The following is a 17870-nucleotide window of genomic DNA, read 5'->3' as shown; positions in this document are numbered from 1 at the left end:
GTCCCGGCCGAGGGCCGGTTCCGGGCGGGCAGCATCACCAAGACGTTCCTCGCCACCACCGTGCTCCAGCTCGTCGACGAGGGCCGGCTGCGGCTGGACGACCCGGTCGGGCGGTGGCTGCCCGGAGCCGTCCCGGACGGCCGGCGCATCACGGTACGTTATCTGCTCAACCACACCAGCGGGTTGTACGACTACAAGCCCACGCTGCCGCTGCCCCCGTCGCCGGAGTTCCTGGACAACCGGTGGCGGACATGGCGCCCGTCCGAACTGGTCCGGCGCGCGGTGGCCCACCCGCCGTCGTTCGAGCCGCCGGGCTCGGAGTTCGCGTACTCCAACACCGGCTACCTCCTGCTCGGCCGGATCGTCGAGAAGGCGACCGGCCGGCCGTACGGCGACGAGATCGAGCGCCGGATCGTCAAACCGCTGCATCTGGGCGGAACCGAGATGCCGGGAACCTCCCCGCACCTCCACGGACCGCACCCGCACGGCTATGTGCCGGTCCGGCGCCACGGCACGACCCGCCTCGTCGACTACACGGAGATGAACCCCTCGGTGTTCGGCGCGGGCGGCGAGCTCATATCCACCGCCCGGGACCTCAACCGCTTCTTCGCCGCGCTGCTCAGCGGGCGCCTGCTGCCGGAGGGCCTGCTCCGCGAGATGCGGACCCCGGGCATCGCGGGCGGCAAGCCGTACGGCCTGGGGCTGGCCTGGTGGGACACCTCGTGCGGGGTCCGGGTGTACGGCAACGACGGCGACGCCCTGGCGTACCAGTCCTGGTCGTACACCACCCAGGACCGGCGCCGCCAGGTCAGCGTCGCGCTCACCCCCGACTTCCGCGCCGACACCGACGACTCCGTCGACGCCCTGCTGGACGAGGCGTTCTGCGGCTGACGGGCGGGGCGGCTCCCGCCGCCCCGCCCGCCCCGCCCCTGCGGAGCCGGGCTAACCGCAGCTGGAGGTGATCCACCGATGGGAGGCGACCTTGTACGTGCCCTGGAGATAGCCGCGCTTCCCCTGCCGGGTGCAGCCGACCTGGTCCCGGTAGCTCGTCTTCTTGTAGTACGCGACGCCGGTGAAGCGGGACGACTGCCCCCGGTTCCACACATAGTTGACGTTCGCGGACCTCGCCCACGAGCAGCGGGCTCGCGCTCCGGGGCGGCCGGTGCCGAGGCCGCGACGGCGGGGACCGTCAGTCCGGCGCCGAGCAGGGTGACGGTGGAGAAGAGAACCGCGGCTCGTCTGGTTCTGACCATAGTTGCGCTCTCCTGTGTCGAGGAGGAGCACCGCTCCCTCCGAGGGAGCCCTGGTGGGGGCGGCGCGGGTGCGCGGTCACCGGGGAGCCTAGGAGCCGCGCCCAGGACCGGACAGCGGAGGAATCGGCCACACCGGTATATCCCAGGCGCTTGTGCAGCCGGTCGGCGGCGCCCGCCGTAGGACGGACGGCCAGGTCGGCAGCGGCTGCCGGGGTGCCGGGGTGCCGGCCGGGGCGATTGCCGTACGGGCGCCGCAGGCACGGGCGCCGGGAACCTCAGTCCGTTGCGGGACACTCGCCGACGTCCGCGGCGCAGCCCGCCGCCCTCCCGCCGCCGGTGCGACCGCGCTCCGGTCCGCGCGCGGTTCCGCCCCCGGTGCCGGGCGGGGAGCCGCCTCCGGACGGACCCGGTACCGGGTGTCCAGGAGCCCCGGGTCCGGGAGCCGGGCGGCCCCGGTTGCGCGGGGCCGCCGCCGTCGGCCGCGCCTGGCTGGAACACCCCCGCGCGCCGTCAGGCCGGGTCCCCGGAGCCCGGGGGAACGCCCGCTGAGCTCCGGGTGGAGTTGGCGATCTTCTCGTGGTGCCTGATCACCTCGGCGATGATGAAGTTGAGCAGCTTCTCCGCGAAGGCGGGATCCAGCTTGGCGTCCTGGGCCAGTTCGCGGAGGCGGGCGATCTGGCGGGCCTCGCGGGCGGGGTCGGCCGGCGGCAGCTGGTGCTCCGCCTTCAACCGCCCCACCCGCTGGGTGCATTTGAACCGCTCGGCGAGCATATGCACCACGGCCGCGTCGATGTTGTCGATGCTGTCACGCAACGCGCCCAGTTCCTCGTGTACGGCCTCGGTCGTCTCGGGCTCGCCTCGGGTCGCTGCCATATGGTGTGTCCCTGGGTCGGTAGTTCGGGACGCCAACCCTATGACGACGGCCTGGCCAGCGTCTCCACCAGGCGGCTGATGCCGTCCTCGCCGTGCCCGTCGGCGACGGCGCGCGCCGCGAGGGCCCGTACGGCGGCCAGCACGGAGTTGTCCAGGCCGCTGCCCTCGGCGGTGCCCAGGATGTGGTCGATGCCCGCGAGGGCGGAGCGGAGGTTGGCCTCCTCGCCGGAGTGCCGCCCGCTCTCGGTCTCCTGGGCGAGCTCCTCGGCGACCTCGGCCACCACGGAGACGATGCCCGTCGCGAACGGCGCCAGCTCGGAGGGGTCGACGCCCTCCGTGCGGGCGAGGGCCAGCGCGTGGACATAGCCGCTCACGGCGGTCCAGAAGAAGTCCAGCAGCGCCGCGTCGTAGGCGGCCGCCCTGCCCGGGTCGGCGCCCAGGTGGGTGGCGGTGCCGCCGAGCGCCGCGAGCGCCGCGCCGTGCCGCTCGTAGAGGGCCTCGGGGCCGCTGTAGAGGTAGACGGCTTCCGGGCCGCCGATGGAGGGGGTGGGCGTCAGGATGGCGCCGTCCAGGTAGTCGATGCCGTGCGCGGCCGCCCAGGACGCCGTCTCGCGGGCGTCCCCGGCGGAGTTCGAGGTGAGGTTCACCAGGGTGGTGCCGCGCAGCGCTTCGGCGGCGGGCCGGATGACGGAGTGCAGCGCCTCGTGGTCCATGACGCAGGCGACGACCAGCGGGCTCGCCGCCGCGGCCGCCGCCGCGGTCTCCGCGACGGCGGCGCCGCGCTCGGCGAGCGGCGCGGCCTTGCCCGGGGTGCGGTTCCAGACGGTCGTGGGGTGCCCGGCGGCCAGGAAGGCCGCGGCGAGGGCCCGCCCCATGGGCCCGAGGCCCAGGACGGAGACGGGGGTCGGTGCGCTCTGCTCGGTGTCGGCCGTGGTCTTGGTCTCGGTGTTCTCAGTCATGGCCGCAGCGTGCCCGGGGCCGCGCACGGGGCGCTGAGGACGGACGCACGGTCCGCTGACGCCGCGCAGTAGTGTGGCCGGTATGCGTTTCGGGGTGCTCGGTCCGCTGGAGGTCTGGGGAGCGGACGGGGAGCCCGTGCCGGTCCCCGAGGCGAAGGTCCGCGCGCTGCTGGCGCAGCTGCTGCTGGGCGAGGGGCACCCGGTGTCCGCCGACCGCCTGGTGGCCGGGCTGTGGGGCGAGCGGCTGCCCCGCGACCCGGTCAACAGCCTGCAGACCAAGGTCTCCCAGCTGCGCCGCGCTCTGGGCCGGGAGTACGTGGTGCACCGGGCGCCGGGCTATCTGCTGCATGTCGCGCGGGACGCCGTGGACGCCGGGCGGTTCCGGGAGCTGTGCGCGCGGGCCCGCGCGGCGGGCGACGCGGCGCTGCGGGCCGGGCTGCTCGGGGAGGCGCTGGCGCTGTGGCGGGGGCCCGCGTACGCGGACTTCGCCGACGAGGAGTTCGTCCGGGCCGCCGCGGCGCGGCTGGAGGAGGAGCGGCTCGGGGCGCTGGAGGAGTGGGCCGGGGCGCGGCTGGAGCTGGGCGAGCACGCGGTGCTCGCGGACGAGCTGGCGGACCTCGTGGAGCGGCATCCGCTGCGGGAGCGGCTGCGGGCCGCGCGGATGCTGGCGCTGTACCGCGCGGGGCGGCAGAGCGAGGCGCTGGACGAGTACGAGCGGGTACGGACGCTGCTCGCTGAGGAGCTGGGGCTGGATCCGGGGCCGGAGCTGGCGGAGCTGCACCGGGCGGTGCTGAAGCAGTCGCCCGAGCTGGATCCGGCGCCCCGGCCCGCGCCCGCGCCCCCCGCGCGCCCGCTGTCCAACCTGCCCGCGCCGCACACCGAGCTGATCGGCCGGGACGGCGACGTCCGTGCCGTAGGCGGCCTGCTCGGCACCGCGCGGCTGGTGACGCTCACCGGGCCGGGCGGCGTCGGCAAGACGCGGCTGGCGGTGGCGACGGCCGAGGGGCTGGCGCGGCCGGCCACGGACGGGACCACGGACGCGGACGCCGACGGGGACGCCGACGGGGACGGGGACGGTGCGGCGTTCCGGGACGGCGTGTGGCTGGTGGAGCTCGCGGCGCACGGCGGCCCCCCGGCGCGGGACGCGCTCGCCGAGAGCGTGCTGACCGTGCTCGGCGTCCGCGCGGACACCCCGCAGCCGCCCCGCGAACGGCTCGCGGACGTCCTGCGCGACAGACGGCTGCTGCTCGTCCTCGACAACTGCGAGCACCTGGTGGACGAGGTGGCCGAGCTGGTCGCGGACCTGCTGCGGGCCGCGCCGGGGCTGCGGGTGCTGGCCACCAGCCGTGAGCCGCTGGCCCTGGCGGGCGAGGTGGTGCGGCCGGTGGAGCCGCTGGCCGAGGAGGACGCGCTGCGGCTGTTCACCTCCCGCGCGGGCGGCGCGCGGGAGGAGGGGGCGCGGGAGGCCGCGCTGGCGGTCTGCCGCCGTCTGGACGGGATCCCGCTGGCCCTGGAGCTGGCGGCGACCCGGGTGCGGGCGCTCGGCGTACGGGAGGTGGCGGCGCGGCTGGACGACCGGTTCCGGCTGCTGGGGGAGCCGGGCGGCGGGCGGCGCGGCGCGCCCGCGCGGCAGCGCACCCTGCGGGCCGCGATCGACTGGAGCTGGGAGACCCTGGACGGCCCCGAGCGCGCCGTGCTGCGCAGGCTCGCCGTCCACGCGGAGGGCTGCACGCTGCGCGTGGCGGAGGAGGTCTGCGCGGACGGGGACGTGCCGGCCGCGGACGTTCCCGGCCTGGTGGCGCGGCTGGTGGACCGCTCGCTGGTGGTGCCGGCGGCGGGCGCCCCGGACGGGGAGCGCCGCTACCGGCTGCTGGAGACCATCGCCGCGTACGCGCTGGAGCGGCTCGCGGAGGCGGGCGAGGCCGACCGGGTACGGGACCGGCACGCGCGCGCCTACGCGGCGTTCGCCGAGCGCGCCGCCTCCGCGCTGCACGGTCCGGACCAGCGGCGCCTGCTGGCGGCGCTGGACGCGGAGACGGCGAACCTGCGGGCCGCGCTGGAGCGTTCGGTGGCGTGCGGAGCGGCCGCGCGTGCGCTGCGGCTGGTCAACGCGCTGAGCTGGTACTGGCTGCTGCGGGGCAGGGCGGCCGAGGCCCGGCGCTCCCTGGACGCGGCGCTGGCGGTCCCGGGCGAGGCGCCCGGCGAGCTGCGCGCGCTCGCCCGCGCCCACCAGGCGGGAGCGGCCCTCCTGACGGGCACGCCCCTCGCGGACACCGCCCTCGCGGAGAGCGCCCTCGCGGAGAGCGCCGCAGGGGGCGGCACCGACGGCGGCCGGCCGCTCACGGACGGGGTGGCGGCCCCGGAGACCCGGGCCAGGGGCGCGGCGTATCTGGCCGTCGCGCTGTGGTCGTCCGGGGCGCAGACCGCCGGCGAGGAGTGGGCCGGGCACGCGCTGGAGCTGGCGCGCGCGGTGGGCGACGGCTGGTGCGAGGCGGTGGCGCTCGCGCTGCGCGCCGCCCAGGCGCTGCTGCGCGGCGATCTCGGTGCCGCCCGGCGGGACGGGCTGCGCGGCGGCGAGCTGTTCCGGGAGCGGGGCGACCAGTGGGGCCAGTTGCTGGCCCTCGGCCCGGTGGCCGCGCTCGCCGAGGTCTCCGGGGACTACGCGGGTGCCTGGCGGCTGACCCGGGAGGGGCTGGCCTGCGCCGAGGACCTTCAGCTGTGGACCGAGGTCGCGGAGTGGCTGACGGGCCTGGGCCGGGTCGAGATGCTCACCGGCGGCTACGAGCGGGCCGCCGAGCTGCACGAGAGGGCCCGGCGGCTGGCCGAACGCCAGGGGCACGCGGCGGGTGTGGCGCACGCCGAGATCGGGCTGGGGCTCACCGCGCGGCGCGCGGGCGACCTGGCGGCGGCCGAGTCGTATCTGCGGCGGATGCTGGAGTGGCACCGGCGGGTGGACTTCGAGCCCGGTACCGCGCTGCTCCTCGCCGAGCTGGGCTTCGTCGCCGAGCTGCGGGGAGACGCGGAGGGCGCGCTGGCGCTGCACGAGGAGGGGCTGGAGGCCGCCCGGAGGGTCGGCGACCCGCGCGGGGTCGCGCTGGCGTGGGAGGGGCTGGCCGGGGCCTGGTCGCTGCGGGGCGCGTACACGTACGCGGCCGGGCTGCTGGAGGACGCGGACGCGGCCCGGCGTTCGGTCGGCGCTCCGCTGGGCGCGGGCGAGCGGGCCGATGTGGACCGGATCGCCGAACGCTGCCGCGCCGCCCTCGGCGCCTAGGCCGCGCCCGGCGGGTTCGTGCTGGGTCGGGGCTGCCCCTTGCTGTTGCGTCGCAGGGTGCGGGTGTGTTGTGGCTGGTCGCGCAGTTCACCGCGCCCCTGGCGGGGCGCTCATGGCTGCCCGGCTACGTACGGGTGGTCGTACTGACGATGGTGGGCGGGTGGTCCGGGTCGGGAACGGTGTCGCTCCAGCCGCCGGGCACGGCCCGCCCCTGCCGCTCCCGGAACCGCACGGGCGGCACCCCGACGCGGCGGGTGAACAGCCGGGAGAAGTACGCGGGGTCGGCGTACCCGACGCGGCGGGCCACGGCGGAGACCGGAAGATCGGTCCCGGCGAGCAGCTCCTTGGCGTGGCCCAGCCGGATGCCGAGGAGGTAGTCCTTGGGGCTGCACCCGGCGCCGCGCCGTACCGCGGCGCGCAGCTCCGCCGCCGTCATGCCGTGCCGCGCGGCGTGCTCGGCGACCGACAGCGGCAGGAACGCCTCGCGGGCCAGCGCCTCCAGGACGGGGGCGCCGCCGGTGGTGGTGTCGGCGCGGACCCGGCGCAGCGCGACGAGCAGCTCGTGCACGGCGGCGGCCGCCTCGATCTCCAGCAGCGGGTTGCCCTGCCGCGCGGCGCGGGCGATGCGGGCGACGGCGTCCCGCGCCGGGCCCGCGTCGGTGAGCGGCACGACGGGGCGGCCCGGCTCGATGCAGCCGAGTTCGGTGTACGCCGCGACAGCGGACCCGGTGAAGTCGACGAACGCCTCGTCCCAGCCCTCCGCCGGGTCGGCCCCGAAGTGGTGCGGGACGCCGGGGGTGATCCACAGCAGGGCCGGGGCGACCACGTCGTGCCGCTGCCCTTCGGCGTCCCGGCACCAGCCGCGCCCGGCGCTGACGACGACGGCGACGTGGTGGTCCAGGGTGCGGGGCCCGACGGCGGGCAGCACGCCGTGCTGCATGCCGACCCCGAGGCAGACGAGGCCGAGCCGGTGGTGGACGGGCCCGGGGGTGAAGTACCGCATCCAGGACTGGTATCCGTGCCCGCCCACCGCAGCGCCGCTCCCCTCGGTCCACGCCCTGCCCTGCTCCGAGGGGAGCAGCGTAAGGGGGCCGGCCCGGCCCGGTCACGGAGCGGGGCGTCCTGCCGGGCACACACACGCACCTCATGCTCAGTCCGCGGGAACGGTCGTAGAGTGGCCGTGATGGGGGTGAGGCCAGTGTCAGGACGCATCAGGGATCCCGTCGAGCACGGGTTCCCGCACCTGGAGACCGTCCGGTCCGCCGTCACGGCGCTCTACCGGCGGCTGTCCTGGGACACCGTCCGGACCTTCGACGCCAGCGTCGCCCCCGGTGACGTCGCCTTCTCCGACCACGACGACCTCTACCTCGGCGTCCAGCGCATCGCGCAGGTCATGGTGCGGCATCTGCGGCTGCCGGAGGCGCGGGTGATCGTCAGCTTCCGGGAGATGGAGTACGCGGCGCATGTCGAGCTCACCGCCGGGCCGGAGTACTTCGTCGAGCTGAACGACCGTTTCAAGACACACCGCCGGGACATCGGCGCGGCCCTGGCGCACGAGGTGATGCACGTCTATCTGCACCGCCTCGACCTGGCCTTCCCCGGCACCCGGGACAACGAGATCCTCACCGACACCGCGACGGCGTACCTGGGCGCCGGCTGGCTGCTGCTGGACGCCTTCCGGCAGGACGAGCTGTCGTCGCAGAAGCTGGGCTATCTGACACCGGAGGAGTTCGGCTACGTGCTGGCCAAGCGGGCGCGGGTGTTCGGCGAGGACCCGGCGATCTGGTTCACCAGCCCGCAGGCGTACGACGCGTATGTGCGCGGCGGCGCGCTGGCGGCGCGGGACGAGGAGCGGCCCCCGCTGGCGCGCTCCGGCTGGGCGGGCCGGCACCGGTACGCGAAGGACCGGCGGTACGCGCAGGCGCACCTGTCCCCCGGCTCCCCGCCGCTGGGCAACGGGCTCTACGCGTTCGAGCACAACTCCCCGCTGCGGGTCTCGTTCTCCTGTCCGACCTGCCACCAGCGGATCCGGGTTCCGGTGCGCGGGCGGGTGCGGGCGCGGTGCGGGCTGTGCCAGAGCGTGCTGGAGTGCGATACGTAGCGGACGGGCACGGCGCAGCCTTCCGTTGGAGCGCACTCCATGCCGTAGCTTCGGCCGCATGAGTCCTTCCATCGCCACGAACACCCGCGTCGGTATCGAGGAGCTGCTGGACTTCGTCCGGCCGCGGCACCGCGCCGTGCTGCTGACCCGGCGCGCGGACGGGACACCGCAGGCGTCGCCGCTGACCTGCGGCGTGGACGAGGCGGGCCGGGTGGTGATGTCCACGTGCCCGGAACGCGCCAAGGTCCGCAACGCGCGCCGCGACCCGCGGGTGAGCGTGCTGGTGCTGTCCGACGAGTGGAACGGCCCCTGGGCGCAGCTCGACGGCGACGCCGAGGTGATCGACGCGCCGGAGTCGGTCGAGCCGCTGGTCGAGTACTACCGGGTGATCTCCGGGGAGCACCCGGACTGGGACGAGTACCGCGCGGCGATGCGGGAGCGGGGCAAGTCGCTGCTCCGGGTGACCCCGCGCCGCTGGGGGCCGATCGCCACCGGCGGCCTCCCGCTGCGCTTCGCCGACGACGCGTCGTAGGTGCCCGGGCCGCATGCTGCCGGACAGGCCCTGCCCCTTGCTGCGCGTCGCGGTCCGCGGGTGGTCTGTGGCCGCTCGCGCGGTTCCCCGCGCCCCTTCGGGGCACGTTCGCGGCCCCGATGCGAGTACCGTGGAGGCGACGGTACCGCTCATGAGCGGCGGAAACTGGAGGCGGCCATGGGGCTCGTCGAAGGGGCGCTGGTCCGCTACTGGGACACCGTGCGCGAGACGTTCCCCGGGGGCGGGCTGCCGCCGCTGGACGACCGGCTGGCGGGCTGTCTGTCCGCCGCCGCGATCGCCGTACACGAGCTGCCGGACTACCGCGGCACCCGGCTGCGCCTGCTGGACCTGGCCCGCAACCCGGAAGCGCCGAGCGTGAAGAGCGCCGGGGCGCTGGTGACCGTGGCGCACGCCGCGGCCCGCGTCCGGGCGACCGGTCAGCCCGTCACCCTGCTCGCCCCCTCCTCCGGCAACGGCGCCACCGCGCTGCGCGACGCCGTGCTCCGCGCCCACCGGTACGGGCTGGCGGCACCCGACCGGCTGCGCGCGGTGTGCCTGGTCCCGGCGCGCTCCCGGTACAAGCTGCGCCGCTCGCCGCTGTGCGAGCCGCCGCTCGGCCGCCGCAATCCGGTGGTGGTGTACCACGGCTCGGACCCGGGCGGGGTGGCCGGGCTGGCCCGCGCGTACCGCGAGCAGTACGCGCGGGAGCTGCGCGCGACCTACGGGGGCGCGCTGTGGCTCGTCTCCGGGCGGACCGGGGACCGTGCGGCGGGCGCGGCGCGGGCGCTGCTGGAGCGGGACGAGCTGCCGGAGCCCGGACCGTACGGGCGGGTGCACGCGCAGGCCGTGGACAGCGGCGCCGGGCTGCTCGGCCACCACGACGGCACGCTGCGGCTGCCCGGAGGGCACCCGCCGCCCCGCTATCTGCTGGTGCAGCACCTCAACACCCCCGACCTGGTGCTGCACGCGCTGTTCGGCTCGTGCTCGCGCGCGCCCATGCCGCGCTACGCGTACGACCCGGAGCGCCGCCTCCACCGCCAGGAGGCCGATCCGCGCTTCCCCGGCGCCGCGCGCAGCCCGGACGAGGTGCTCGACCCGACGTTCTTCACCCGGGTCCCGGACACGGCGTCCGAGCTGAGCGCCGTGGTCCGGGCGGGCGGCGGGGGCGGCTGCGTGGTGTCGGCGCAGGAGTGCCTGGACCGCTACACCACCGTGCGGGCGCTGCTGGGCGCGGCCGGGATCCGGCTGCCCGCCGCGCCGGACGAGGTGCGCGAGTGGGCGCTGCCGATGGCCCTGACCGGGGTGCTGTGCGCGGTGGACCGGGGGTTGCTCGGGCCCGGCACCCCGGAGGTGCTGGTGCATGGCACGGGCTGCGCCGGGGTGCGGGACTCCGCGCCGCTCCCGGACTCCGGGCTGCGGTACGCCGACTCCGTCTGGGAGCTGGACACGGTGGTCGCCCAGGCCCTGGCCCCGGACTCGTCCCGCGCCCCGGAAGCCGGGCGCGCCGCGTAGCCGCCGTCCGGCGGCTCCTGCTGGGAAGGGGCTGCCCCTGTAGGTGCATCGCAGGCTGCGGCTGGGTTGTGGCTGGTCGCGCAGTTCCCCGCGCCCCTGAAGCGCCCCTGCGGGGCGCCAGGATGCGCCCCGCAGGGGCGCGGGGAACTGCGCGCGCAACCACGCACACAGCCGCAGCCTGCGGCGAAACAGCGCGGGGCAGGTCGGACCCAGCAGGCGACGCCGGTCACGGCACTAGAGTCCGGCCCGGCTCTGGAGGCGGGGGAAGGACGGTACGGCGACCAGGAAGACCAGCGTGGTCAGGATGTACGGCCAGGTGAGGGTGTGCCCGCCGAAGGGGGCGAAGAACGAGGTCGCGGCGACCGTCAGCACCGTGGAGGCGGCGGCCCCGAGCACGGCGTACAGCAGGCTCCACACGCCGCGCGCCAGGAACACGCTGCCCAGCGCGATGGCGACGAGCACGGCGTTGTAGCCGAGCAGCCCCTCCCGCACGTCCGCTGCCGGTGCGCCGAGCGCCCAGGCGGTGCCGGTGCCGACGACGCTGCCCACGCAGGCGGTGAGTCCGGCGTGCCGGTCGGCGAGGAAGATCCCCACCAGGAAGATCAGCCCCACGTACCACTGGGGCATCAGGAAGATCTGCCCGACGTTGGAGAAGAGCGCGTGCCCGGTGTCGCTCCAGCCGAGCGACGGGTCCCCGTGCGCGGTGCGCGGCAGCGCGGAGAGCGCGGAGCCCTCGTGCCACACCCGCTGAAAGCCGGGCGCCGCGACGGTCATGGCGCTGGCCGTCAGACAGAACGGCAGCGTGAACGTCGGCAGCGACCACGGCTTCAGCAGGGTGACCAGCGCCCCGGTGACGACGGCCGCGACGACGGCGCCACCGAGGGCCAGTATCCATGTCGCCAGGTGCCCCGGGCCGAGGAACACCGCGAAGGCGACGGCCACCAGGCACCCGTTGAACCCTTCGAGCCCGGCGCCGACCCGCTCCCGGTCGACGCCGAGGGCGTAGGCGACCAGTGTTCCCACGGCGGCGCCCGCCAGCCCGTACAGGCCGTACTGCCAGCCGGCGGCGAACAGTGCCACGGCGAACACCGCGCCGCAGCGGGCGTTCGCCATCATGTCCACCTGGGCGACGCCGCGCAGCACCTCACAGCCGAACCGGAACGGCTGCCGCCGGACCAGCGATACGGAGTACGACATGAATGTAATCTACACTTTTCACCGGAGTCCCCGCGCTCCGGGGGAGCGCGGGGAGTCCGGGGAGCCCTCGGGCGTACCCTGCCGATCCGTCGTCAGGCGACGTCGAAGCGGTCGAGGTTCATCACCTTGTCCCACGCCGCGACGAAGTCCCGCACGAACTTCTCCCGCGCGTCGTCGCTCGCGTAGACCTCCGCGACCGCGCGCAGCTCGGAGTTCGCGCCGAAGACGAGGTCGGCGCGGGTGCCGGTCCACCGGACCTCGCCCGTGGCGGTGTCCCGGCCCTCGAACTCGTCCTGCGCCTCGGACGTCGACTTCCACTCCGTGCCCATGTCGAGCAGGTTGGCGAAGAAGTCGTTGGTCAGCTTGCCCGGGGTGTCGGTGAGGACGCCGTGCTTCGACCCGTCGTGGTTCGCGCCGAGCACGCGCAGGCCGCCGACGAGGACCGTCAGCTCGGGGGCGCTCAGCGTGAGCAGGTTCGCCCGGTCTATCAGCAGGTACTCGACGGGCAGCCGGACGCCCTTGCCCACGTAGTTGCGGAACCCGTCGGCGGTGGGCTCCAGCGCGGCGAAGGACTCGGCGTCGGTGTGCTCGTCGGTCGCGTCGACCCGGCCCGGGGTGAACGGCACCTCGACGTCGACGCCCGCGTCCTTGGCGGCCTTCTCGACGGCCGCGCAGCCGCCGAGCACGATCAGGTCGGCCAGGGAGACCTGCTTGGCGCCGGAGTTGAACTCGCGCTGGACGCTCTCCAGGGTGCTCAGGACCGTCGCGAGCTGGTCCGGGTTGTTGACCTCCCATCCGCGCTGCGGCTCCAGCCGGATGCGCGCGCCGTTGGCGCCGCCGCGCTTGTCGCTGCCCCGGAAGGTCGAGGCCGACGCCCACGCGGTGCCGACGAGCTGCGGGACGGTCAGGCCGGAGTCGAGGAGCTTGGCCTTCAGCGCCGTGACGTCCGCGGCGTCGAGGGCCGCGCCCTCGGGCGCGGGCAGCGGGTCCTGCCACAGCAGGGTCTCCTGGGGGACCTCCGGGCCGAGGAACTGCGACTTGGGGCCCATGTCGCGGTGGGTCAGCTTGTACCACGCCCGCGCGAAGGCGTCGGCGAACTCCTCCGGGTGCTCGTAGAAGCGGCGGGCGATCGGCTCGTAGACCGGGTCGTAGCGCAGCGCCAGGTCCGTGGTGAGCATCGAAGGGGCGATCCTCTTGGACGCGTCGTGCGCGTGCGGCACCGTGCCCTCGCCCGCGCCGTGCTTCGGCTTCCACTGCTTCGCGCCGGCCGGGCTCTCGGTCAGCTCCCACTCGAAGCCGAAGAGGTTCCAGAAGAAGTTGTTGCTCCACCGGGTGGGCGTGGAGGTCCAGGTGACCTCAAGGCCCGAGGTGATGGCGTCCGCGCCCTTGCCGGTGCCGTGGGCGTTCTTCCAGCCCAGGCCCTGCTGCTCCATCGGGGCGCCCTCGGGGTCGGCGCCGAGGTGGGAGTCGGGGGCCGCGCCGTGGGTCTTGCCGAAGGTGTGGCCGCCCGCGATCAGGGCGACGGTCTCCTCGTCGTTCATCGCCATCCGGCGGAACGTCTCCCGGATGTCGCGGGCCGCCGCGACCGGGTCCGGGTTGCCGTTCGGGCCCTCCGGGTTGACGTAGATGAGGCCCATCTGGACGGCGCCGAGGGGCTCTTCCAGCTCGCGGTCGCCGGTGTAGCGCTGGTCGTCGAGCCAGATGGTCTCGGGGCCCCAGTAGACGTCCTCCTCGGACTCCCAGACGTCCTCCCGGCCGCCGCCGAAGCCGAACGTCTCCAGCCCCATCGACTCCAGCGCGACGTTCCCGGTGAGGATCATCAGGTCGGCCCACGACAGGCTGCGGCCGTACTTCTTCTTCACCGGCCACAGAAGTCTGCGGGCCTTGTCCAGGCTGATGTTGTCCGGCCAGCTGTTCAGCGGCGCGAAGCGCTGCTGGCCGGCCCCGGCGCCGCCGCGGCCGTCGCTGATGCGGTAGGTGCCCGCGCTGTGCCAGGCCATCCGGATCATCAGCGGGCCGTAGTGCCCGAAGTCGGCGGGCCACCAGTCCTGCGAGGTGGTCAGCACCTCGGCGATGTCCTGCTTCACGGCCGCGAGGTCGAGGGTGTCGAACGCCGCGGCGTAGTCGAACTCCTCGCCGTGGGGGTTGGCCACGGCGGGGTTCTTGGCCAGGATCTTCAGATTGAGCCGCTCCGGCCACCACTGGCGGTTGCCGCCGCCCTGGGTCGGATGCGGGGCGCGCCCGTGCGCGACCGGGCAGCCGCCCGCGCCCTCCGCGGTCGCGTCCGTGACGTTCGCATCGGTGTTCTCAGCCATAGGAGTCCTTCCCGCCTGCCAAGTGCTCCGGTCGTCCTGTGCCTTGGTCGTCCTGTGTCTTGGCTGCCGCCTGAAGTGATCCTACGATGGACACAGTCCAAGTCAATACGATGACCAGAACTGCACCCATTCATGCGTCGGATGACGCGCTTTGAGGCTGGTGACCATGAGTGACCTGGTGGAACGACTTCGGGAGCGCGGCTGGCGCATGACGGTCCAACGGCGGATCGTCGCCGAGGTGCTCGACGGCGAGCACATGCACCTGACCGCTGACGAGGTGCACGCGCGCGCCACCGCGCGGCTCCCGGAGATCTCCCGCACGACCGTCTACAACACCCTCGGCGACCTCGTCGCGCTGGGCGAGGTGCTGGAGGTCGCCACGGACGGGCGCGCCAGGCGCTACGACCCGAACGCCCACCGCTCCCACCAGCACCTGCTCTGCTCGCGGTGCGGTGCGATCCGGGACGTCCACCCCGTCGGCGATCCGCTGGCCGACCTCCCCGCCGGCGAGAGGTTCGGCTTCGCTCTCTCCCACGCGGAGATCACCTACCGGGGCCTGTGCCCGGAATGCGCGGCCCCAGGAGCCTGAGCCCTTCCGCGGTGGGCGAGTGGTGGGCGCCCCGGTAGTCCCGGACGGTGGAGACGAGCCCGCCGGAGCGGAGCACGGCCGTGTGCGCGCTCGCACTGGCCGGCGCGATCCCCGCACGGCGGGCGAGTTCGGTCGTCGTGGAGCCGGGATAGTGGGCGGTGGCGGCCAGCACGGCCGCGCGCGTACGGCCGAGGAGAGCGGCCGCCTCCGGGAAGGGGCCCAGCGGGACGGGCCCCGCCGGAGCCGACAGCGGGCAGCAGGAGGGGGCGTAGCGCACCGGGTACACGACAGTGAACGCCTCTTCGCGTGCGTCTATCGCGCCGACCGCGGCGGCGAAGAGCGACGGCACCAGCAGCAGCCCCTGCCCGCGCAGCCGGATGTCCACCTGCTCCCGGACGCAGGGGAAGGCGAGCTCCAGTACGGGCGGACGCCAGCTGACGCGGCCCGGGTTCAGCCCGGCCAGCAGACTCTCCACCCCCTCGTCGGCCATCCGCGCCGCCCGGTCGGCCCGGTCGGCCGCGGCAACGGCCTGTATCCGGGGCCAGTGCGGTTCCAGCGCCTGGGTGTACACCTCCTCCAGCGTCCCGGCGAGCCATGCGAGGGCGCGCGGATCGTCGCCGAGTGCGGACGTCCACCGGGGCAGCACATGACCGTACTCCGCGATGCCGGACAGTTCCTCGCGCACTCTGCGCCGCGGGGTGCGGAGCACCTCCTCCCGCAGTTCCCCGGCAGACCGCACCGCCCCCGGGACGACAAAGGGCGGGCAGGGCCGGGCGGCGGACAGCAGGCTCAGGACGGTGCGCGTCTCGGGCGCCAGCCGCTCGGAGACCGAGCGCTGCCAGTCGTCGAACTCCCCGGGACGCAGCTGGCCGGGAAGCTGCGCCGTCGCCGCCGCGAGGCGCAGTTCCACGGCCAGTGACGGGCCGCGCGCGATACGGGTGCGCGCCAGGTCCCGCGCCGTGAGATGCACGCGAACGGTCGCCATCGGCCCATCCTTATGCGCTGCCCCGCCTTCGGCCCAGACCGAATCGAGTCGACTGCGCCGCGGCCGGGCCGGAGGCTTCCACCAGCTGATCGTCCCGGGACGGACCGACCGTACCGGCCGCCGCTCCAGAGAGGTCTCGTACATGAGCCGGGTTTCCCGCCGCCCCCACCCCTTGAAGCGCACCCCGTACAACCAGATCGTCGCCGCGCTCATAGTGGCGACCCTCTTCCTCGGGCCCGTGCTCATGGGCGGGATCGCCACCGTCGTCGCCATCGGTCTGTGGGTCGTCGCCCTGATCGTCTCGGGACAGGTCTACGCGGAACGTCAGGTCCGTAAGGCAGCGCGCGCACGTGTCGAAGACGAGCGGTGGCACGACAGGGTGCTCGACGAGCGGGAGGCTCGGGCCGAGGCCGAGGGTATGGAATACGAGGAGCAGTCACAGGAGCTCGCCGCCCGTTTCGGCCGTATGGAACAGCACGTTCCGAGGCTCTCCGATCCCCGGCACGAGGCCCGCGCCCGGCACACGAGCGACCTCACCGCCGAGGGCGTCCTCCATATGACCCGCAACGGCTATCCCGTCACGCTGTTCGACCTGGAGGTCGTCAACGAGCGGGACATGCACGAGCTGAGGCGACGGAGCGGGGGCCCTCAGCAGGCGCTGAGGTACGCCACGGAATACCTGACGGTATGCGCCGTCACGCTGCCCTACGCCCTGCCCTATCTGTCCTCGTTCCACGCCTGGGAGTGCGACGGTCCGGACATGCGGAAGGAGAAGCGGCCTGAGGGCCTGGACCACACGGACGACCCGCGATACGCCGCCCTGATGCTGTCCGTCCCCGCTCTGCGCGAGGCGGCGTGGGACGTGCGCTTCCCCTGGACGGTCTCCGGTGACCAACTGGTCACCGCCGCGAGGAGCAGCACCGGGCTGGCCCTCGGCGAGGCTCTCGACCGGGCGGCCGCGCTGTCCGCACTCGCCGCAGGCTTCCCCTGGGACCGGCTCGATGCATTCCGGGGCACCGCACGGCAGTGGCCCGCGCCCTGGCCCCCACACCGGACCCCGCTGTCCAGCTACGCGAACCACGACGACGTCCTGGGGACGTGGGCGCACCGCTGGGCACACAGACCCATGGGCACGTCAGGGCTCTACGCGCTGGACGCCGGCGGGGTGTGGTTCCTCCGACGACGCGGGCACGTCTGACGGATCGTCGGGCCGAGGGCCAGGTGAGCCCGGCTGGGTGTGCGGACCTCACATCGGCAGGACGCAGCCCAGGGAGATCGTGGGGTGCGGGGTGCCGGACGGCGTGAGGGCGCCGGTGTCCGGGTGCACCGTGAAGACGCCGACCGTCCTCCCGTACTGGTTCGCCGAGAACAGCAGCCCGCCGGACGGAGACAGGCTGATGTGCCGGGGCCAGGAGCCCCCGCAGGGCACCGTGTCCAGCAGGCGCAGCGAGCCGCCGCCGTCCCCCACGGCGAACCGGGCCACGCTGTCCTCTCCCCGGTTGGAGAGGTAGACGAACCGCCCGTCCTCCGAGATCGTCACCTCGGCCGGGTAGTTGCGGGTGCCGGGGTCGCGGGGCACGGTCGGCAGGCTCTCCCCGCGGGTCAGCCTCCCGCTCTCCCGGTCGTAGGCGCAGACGCTGACCGTGCTGTCCAGCTCGTTCGCCACGTACGCGTACGGGGCGGTCGGGTGGAAGACCATGTGCCGGGGGCCCGCGCCCGGTTCCGACGTCTCCTCCGCCACGGGGTCGAGCGCGCCGCTGTCCGCGTCCAGCCGGTAGGTGTAGACCGTGTCGGTGCCCAGGTCGACGGCGAAGACGTAGCGGCCCTCCGGGTCGGTGAGCATCTGGTGGGCGTGCGGCCCCTCCTGACGGTCGGGGTCCGGGCCCGAACCGTGGTGCTGGACCAGCGCCGTGCGCGCACCGAGGCTCCCGTCGTCCCGGACGGGGTGCACGGCGACGCTTCCGGCGCCGTAGTTCGCGCTCAGCAGATGGCGGCCCGAGGGGTGGACCGACAGGTGGGTGACGTTGAGGCCGCCGGTGGACTGCGCCGATCCCAGCTCGGTCAGCGCCCCGCCCGCGCCCCGCGCGAAGGCCCGCACCTGGCCCGTCGACGTGGCGTTGTCCAGCGCGTACAGGACCTCTCCCGAGGGCGAGGGGGCGAGGAAGGTCGGATTGGTGATCCAGCGGAAGCCCCCGATCTCGGTCAGGTCTCCCGTCTCCGTGTCGTATGTGCACGAGATGATCCCGCCGCCGTAGGTGCCGAGGTACGCGGGCCGGGTGGCGG

15 protein-coding genes are annotated in these 17870 nt (G+C 74.7%); 7 read left to right on the top strand and 8 right to left on the bottom strand.

Features of this window, described 5'->3' with window-relative positions; all coding sequences use genetic code 11:
* Positions 1 to 891, top strand: an 891-nt coding sequence (locus G5C65_RS13105) for a serine hydrolase domain-containing protein (RefSeq protein ID WP_165298970.1), incomplete at its 5' end; no start/stop codon positions are given.
* A 51-nt stretch (positions 892 to 942) separates the two neighbouring features.
* Here the strand turns inward: G5C65_RS13105 and G5C65_RS13100 are convergent.
* From G5C65_RS13100 to G5C65_RS13090, 3 genes are all read right to left on the bottom strand, one after another.
* Positions 943 to 1104, bottom strand: a complete 162-nt coding sequence (locus tag G5C65_RS13100; protein WP_165298969.1) for a hypothetical protein — start codon at positions 1102 to 1104, stop codon at positions 943 to 945.
* 659 nt (positions 1105 to 1763) lie between these two features.
* Positions 1764 to 2126: a chorismate mutase gene (locus G5C65_RS13095; RefSeq protein ID WP_165298968.1), complete on the bottom strand. Its 363-nt coding sequence runs from the start codon at positions 2124 to 2126 to the stop codon at positions 1764 to 1766.
* Positions 2127 to 2164: 38 nt separating this feature from the next.
* On the bottom strand, positions 2165 to 3085 hold the full coding sequence (locus G5C65_RS13090) for an imine reductase family protein (RefSeq protein WP_165298967.1): 921 nt from the start codon (positions 3083 to 3085) through the stop codon (positions 2165 to 2167).
* Positions 3086 to 3167: 82 nt separating this feature from the next.
* On the opposite strand from G5C65_RS13090, the gene G5C65_RS13085 reads away from it, so the two are divergent.
* Positions 3168 to 6356, top strand: coding sequence for an ATP-binding protein (locus G5C65_RS13085; protein ID WP_206441730.1), 3189 nt, complete (start codon positions 3168 to 3170; stop codon positions 6354 to 6356).
* A 124-nt stretch (positions 6357 to 6480) separates the two neighbouring features.
* Here G5C65_RS13085 and G5C65_RS13080 read toward each other — a convergent pair whose 3' ends face one another.
* Positions 6481 to 7359: a helix-turn-helix domain-containing protein gene (locus tag G5C65_RS13080; RefSeq protein ID WP_165298971.1), complete on the bottom strand. Its 879-nt coding sequence runs from the start codon at positions 7357 to 7359 to the stop codon at positions 6481 to 6483.
* Positions 7360 to 7554: 195 nt separating this feature from the next.
* On the opposite strand from G5C65_RS13080, the gene G5C65_RS13075 reads away from it, so the two are divergent.
* The 3 genes from G5C65_RS13075 to G5C65_RS13065 all read left to right on the top strand — a co-directional run bounded on the left by G5C65_RS13075 (position 7555) and on the right by G5C65_RS13065 (position 10501).
* Complete coding sequence (locus tag G5C65_RS13075) at positions 7555 to 8457, top strand: hypothetical protein (protein ID WP_338146368.1); 903 nt, start codon at positions 7555 to 7557, stop codon at positions 8455 to 8457.
* Between the two features lie 58 nt (positions 8458 to 8515).
* Positions 8516 to 8989, top strand: coding sequence for a PPOX class F420-dependent oxidoreductase (locus tag G5C65_RS13070; RefSeq protein ID WP_165298964.1), 474 nt, complete (start codon positions 8516 to 8518; stop codon positions 8987 to 8989).
* A gap of 177 nt (positions 8990 to 9166) precedes the next feature.
* Complete coding sequence (locus G5C65_RS13065; protein WP_165298963.1) at positions 9167 to 10501, top strand: DUF6002 family protein; 1335 nt, start codon at positions 9167 to 9169, stop codon at positions 10499 to 10501.
* 234 nt (positions 10502 to 10735) lie between these two features.
* Here the strand turns inward: G5C65_RS13065 and G5C65_RS13060 are convergent, their stop codons facing one another.
* A complete protein-coding gene (locus tag G5C65_RS13060; protein ID WP_165298962.1) occupies positions 10736 to 11698 on the bottom strand; it encodes an urea transporter in 963 nt (320 codons plus the stop codon).
* Positions 11699 to 11790: 92 nt separating this feature from the next.
* Positions 11791 to 14013: a catalase/peroxidase HPI gene (gene katG, locus G5C65_RS13055; RefSeq protein WP_165298961.1), complete on the bottom strand. Its 2223-nt coding sequence runs from the start codon at positions 14011 to 14013 to the stop codon at positions 11791 to 11793.
* Positions 14014 to 14179: 166 nt separating this feature from the next.
* Between katG and G5C65_RS13050 the strand changes: the two genes are divergently transcribed.
* Positions 14180 to 14602: a Fur family transcriptional regulator gene (locus tag G5C65_RS13050; protein ID WP_165298960.1), complete on the top strand. Its 423-nt coding sequence runs from the start codon at positions 14180 to 14182 to the stop codon at positions 14600 to 14602.
* On the opposite strand, the gene G5C65_RS13045 is transcribed toward G5C65_RS13050, so the two are convergent.
* Complete coding sequence (locus tag G5C65_RS13045; RefSeq protein WP_165298959.1) at positions 14556 to 15587, bottom strand: winged helix-turn-helix domain-containing protein; 1032 nt, start codon at positions 15585 to 15587, stop codon at positions 14556 to 14558. The two genes, G5C65_RS13050 and G5C65_RS13045, sit on opposite strands and share 47 nt — an antisense overlap.
* A gap of 142 nt (positions 15588 to 15729) precedes the next feature.
* Here G5C65_RS13045 and G5C65_RS13040 point away from each other — a divergent pair, with 142 nt between their 5' ends.
* Entirely contained in the window at positions 15730 to 16785 is a 1056-nt protein-coding gene (locus G5C65_RS13040) for a hypothetical protein (protein WP_165298958.1), read from the top strand.
* Positions 16786 to 16833: 48 nt separating this feature from the next.
* Here the strand turns inward: G5C65_RS13040 and G5C65_RS13035 are convergent.
* A partial coding sequence (locus G5C65_RS13035) for a lactonase family protein (protein ID WP_165298957.1) occupies positions 16834 to 17870 on the bottom strand: 1037 nt, incomplete at its 5' end.

Origin of the sequence: Streptomyces boncukensis, from assembly GCF_011045075.1 — a bacterium.
Taxonomy (GTDB): Bacteria; Actinomycetota; Actinomycetes; order Streptomycetales; family Streptomycetaceae; genus Streptomyces; species Streptomyces boncukensis.
Note: the sequence above shows the minus strand (reverse complement) of the source record. Positions and strands in the feature narration are given on the sequence as shown.

Bases quoted from the DNA above. Each gene is read 5' to 3' on its own strand.
- G5C65_RS13095 (WP_165298968.1), bottom strand. From the start codon at position 2,126: ATGGCAGCGACCCGAGGCGAGCCCGAGACGACCGAGGCCGTACACGAG.
- G5C65_RS13090 (WP_165298967.1), bottom strand. From the start codon at position 3,085: ATGACTGAGAACACCGAGACCAAGACCACGGCCGACACCGAGCAGAGC.
- G5C65_RS13085 (WP_206441730.1), top strand. From the start codon at position 3,168: ATGCGTTTCGGGGTGCTCGGTCCGCTGGAGGTCTGGGGAGCGGACGGG.
- G5C65_RS13080 (WP_165298971.1), bottom strand. From the start codon at position 7,359: ATGCGGTACTTCACCCCCGGGCCCGTCCACCACCGGCTCGGCCTCGTC.
- G5C65_RS13070 (WP_165298964.1), top strand. From the start codon at position 8,516: ATGAGTCCTTCCATCGCCACGAACACCCGCGTCGGTATCGAGGAGCTG.
- G5C65_RS13065 (WP_165298963.1), top strand. From the start codon at position 9,167: ATGGGGCTCGTCGAAGGGGCGCTGGTCCGCTACTGGGACACCGTGCGC.
- G5C65_RS13060 (WP_165298962.1), bottom strand. From the start codon at position 11,698: ATGTCGTACTCCGTATCGCTGGTCCGGCGGCAGCCGTTCCGGTTCGGC.
- katG (WP_165298961.1), bottom strand. From the start codon at position 14,013: ATGGCTGAGAACACCGATGCGAACGTCACGGACGCGACCGCGGAGGGC.
- G5C65_RS13050 (WP_165298960.1), top strand. From the start codon at position 14,180: ATGAGTGACCTGGTGGAACGACTTCGGGAGCGCGGCTGGCGCATGACG.
- G5C65_RS13045 (WP_165298959.1), bottom strand. From the start codon at position 15,587: ATGGCGACCGTTCGCGTGCATCTCACGGCGCGGGACCTGGCGCGCACC.
- G5C65_RS13040 (WP_165298958.1), top strand. From the start codon at position 15,730: ATGAGCCGGGTTTCCCGCCGCCCCCACCCCTTGAAGCGCACCCCGTAC.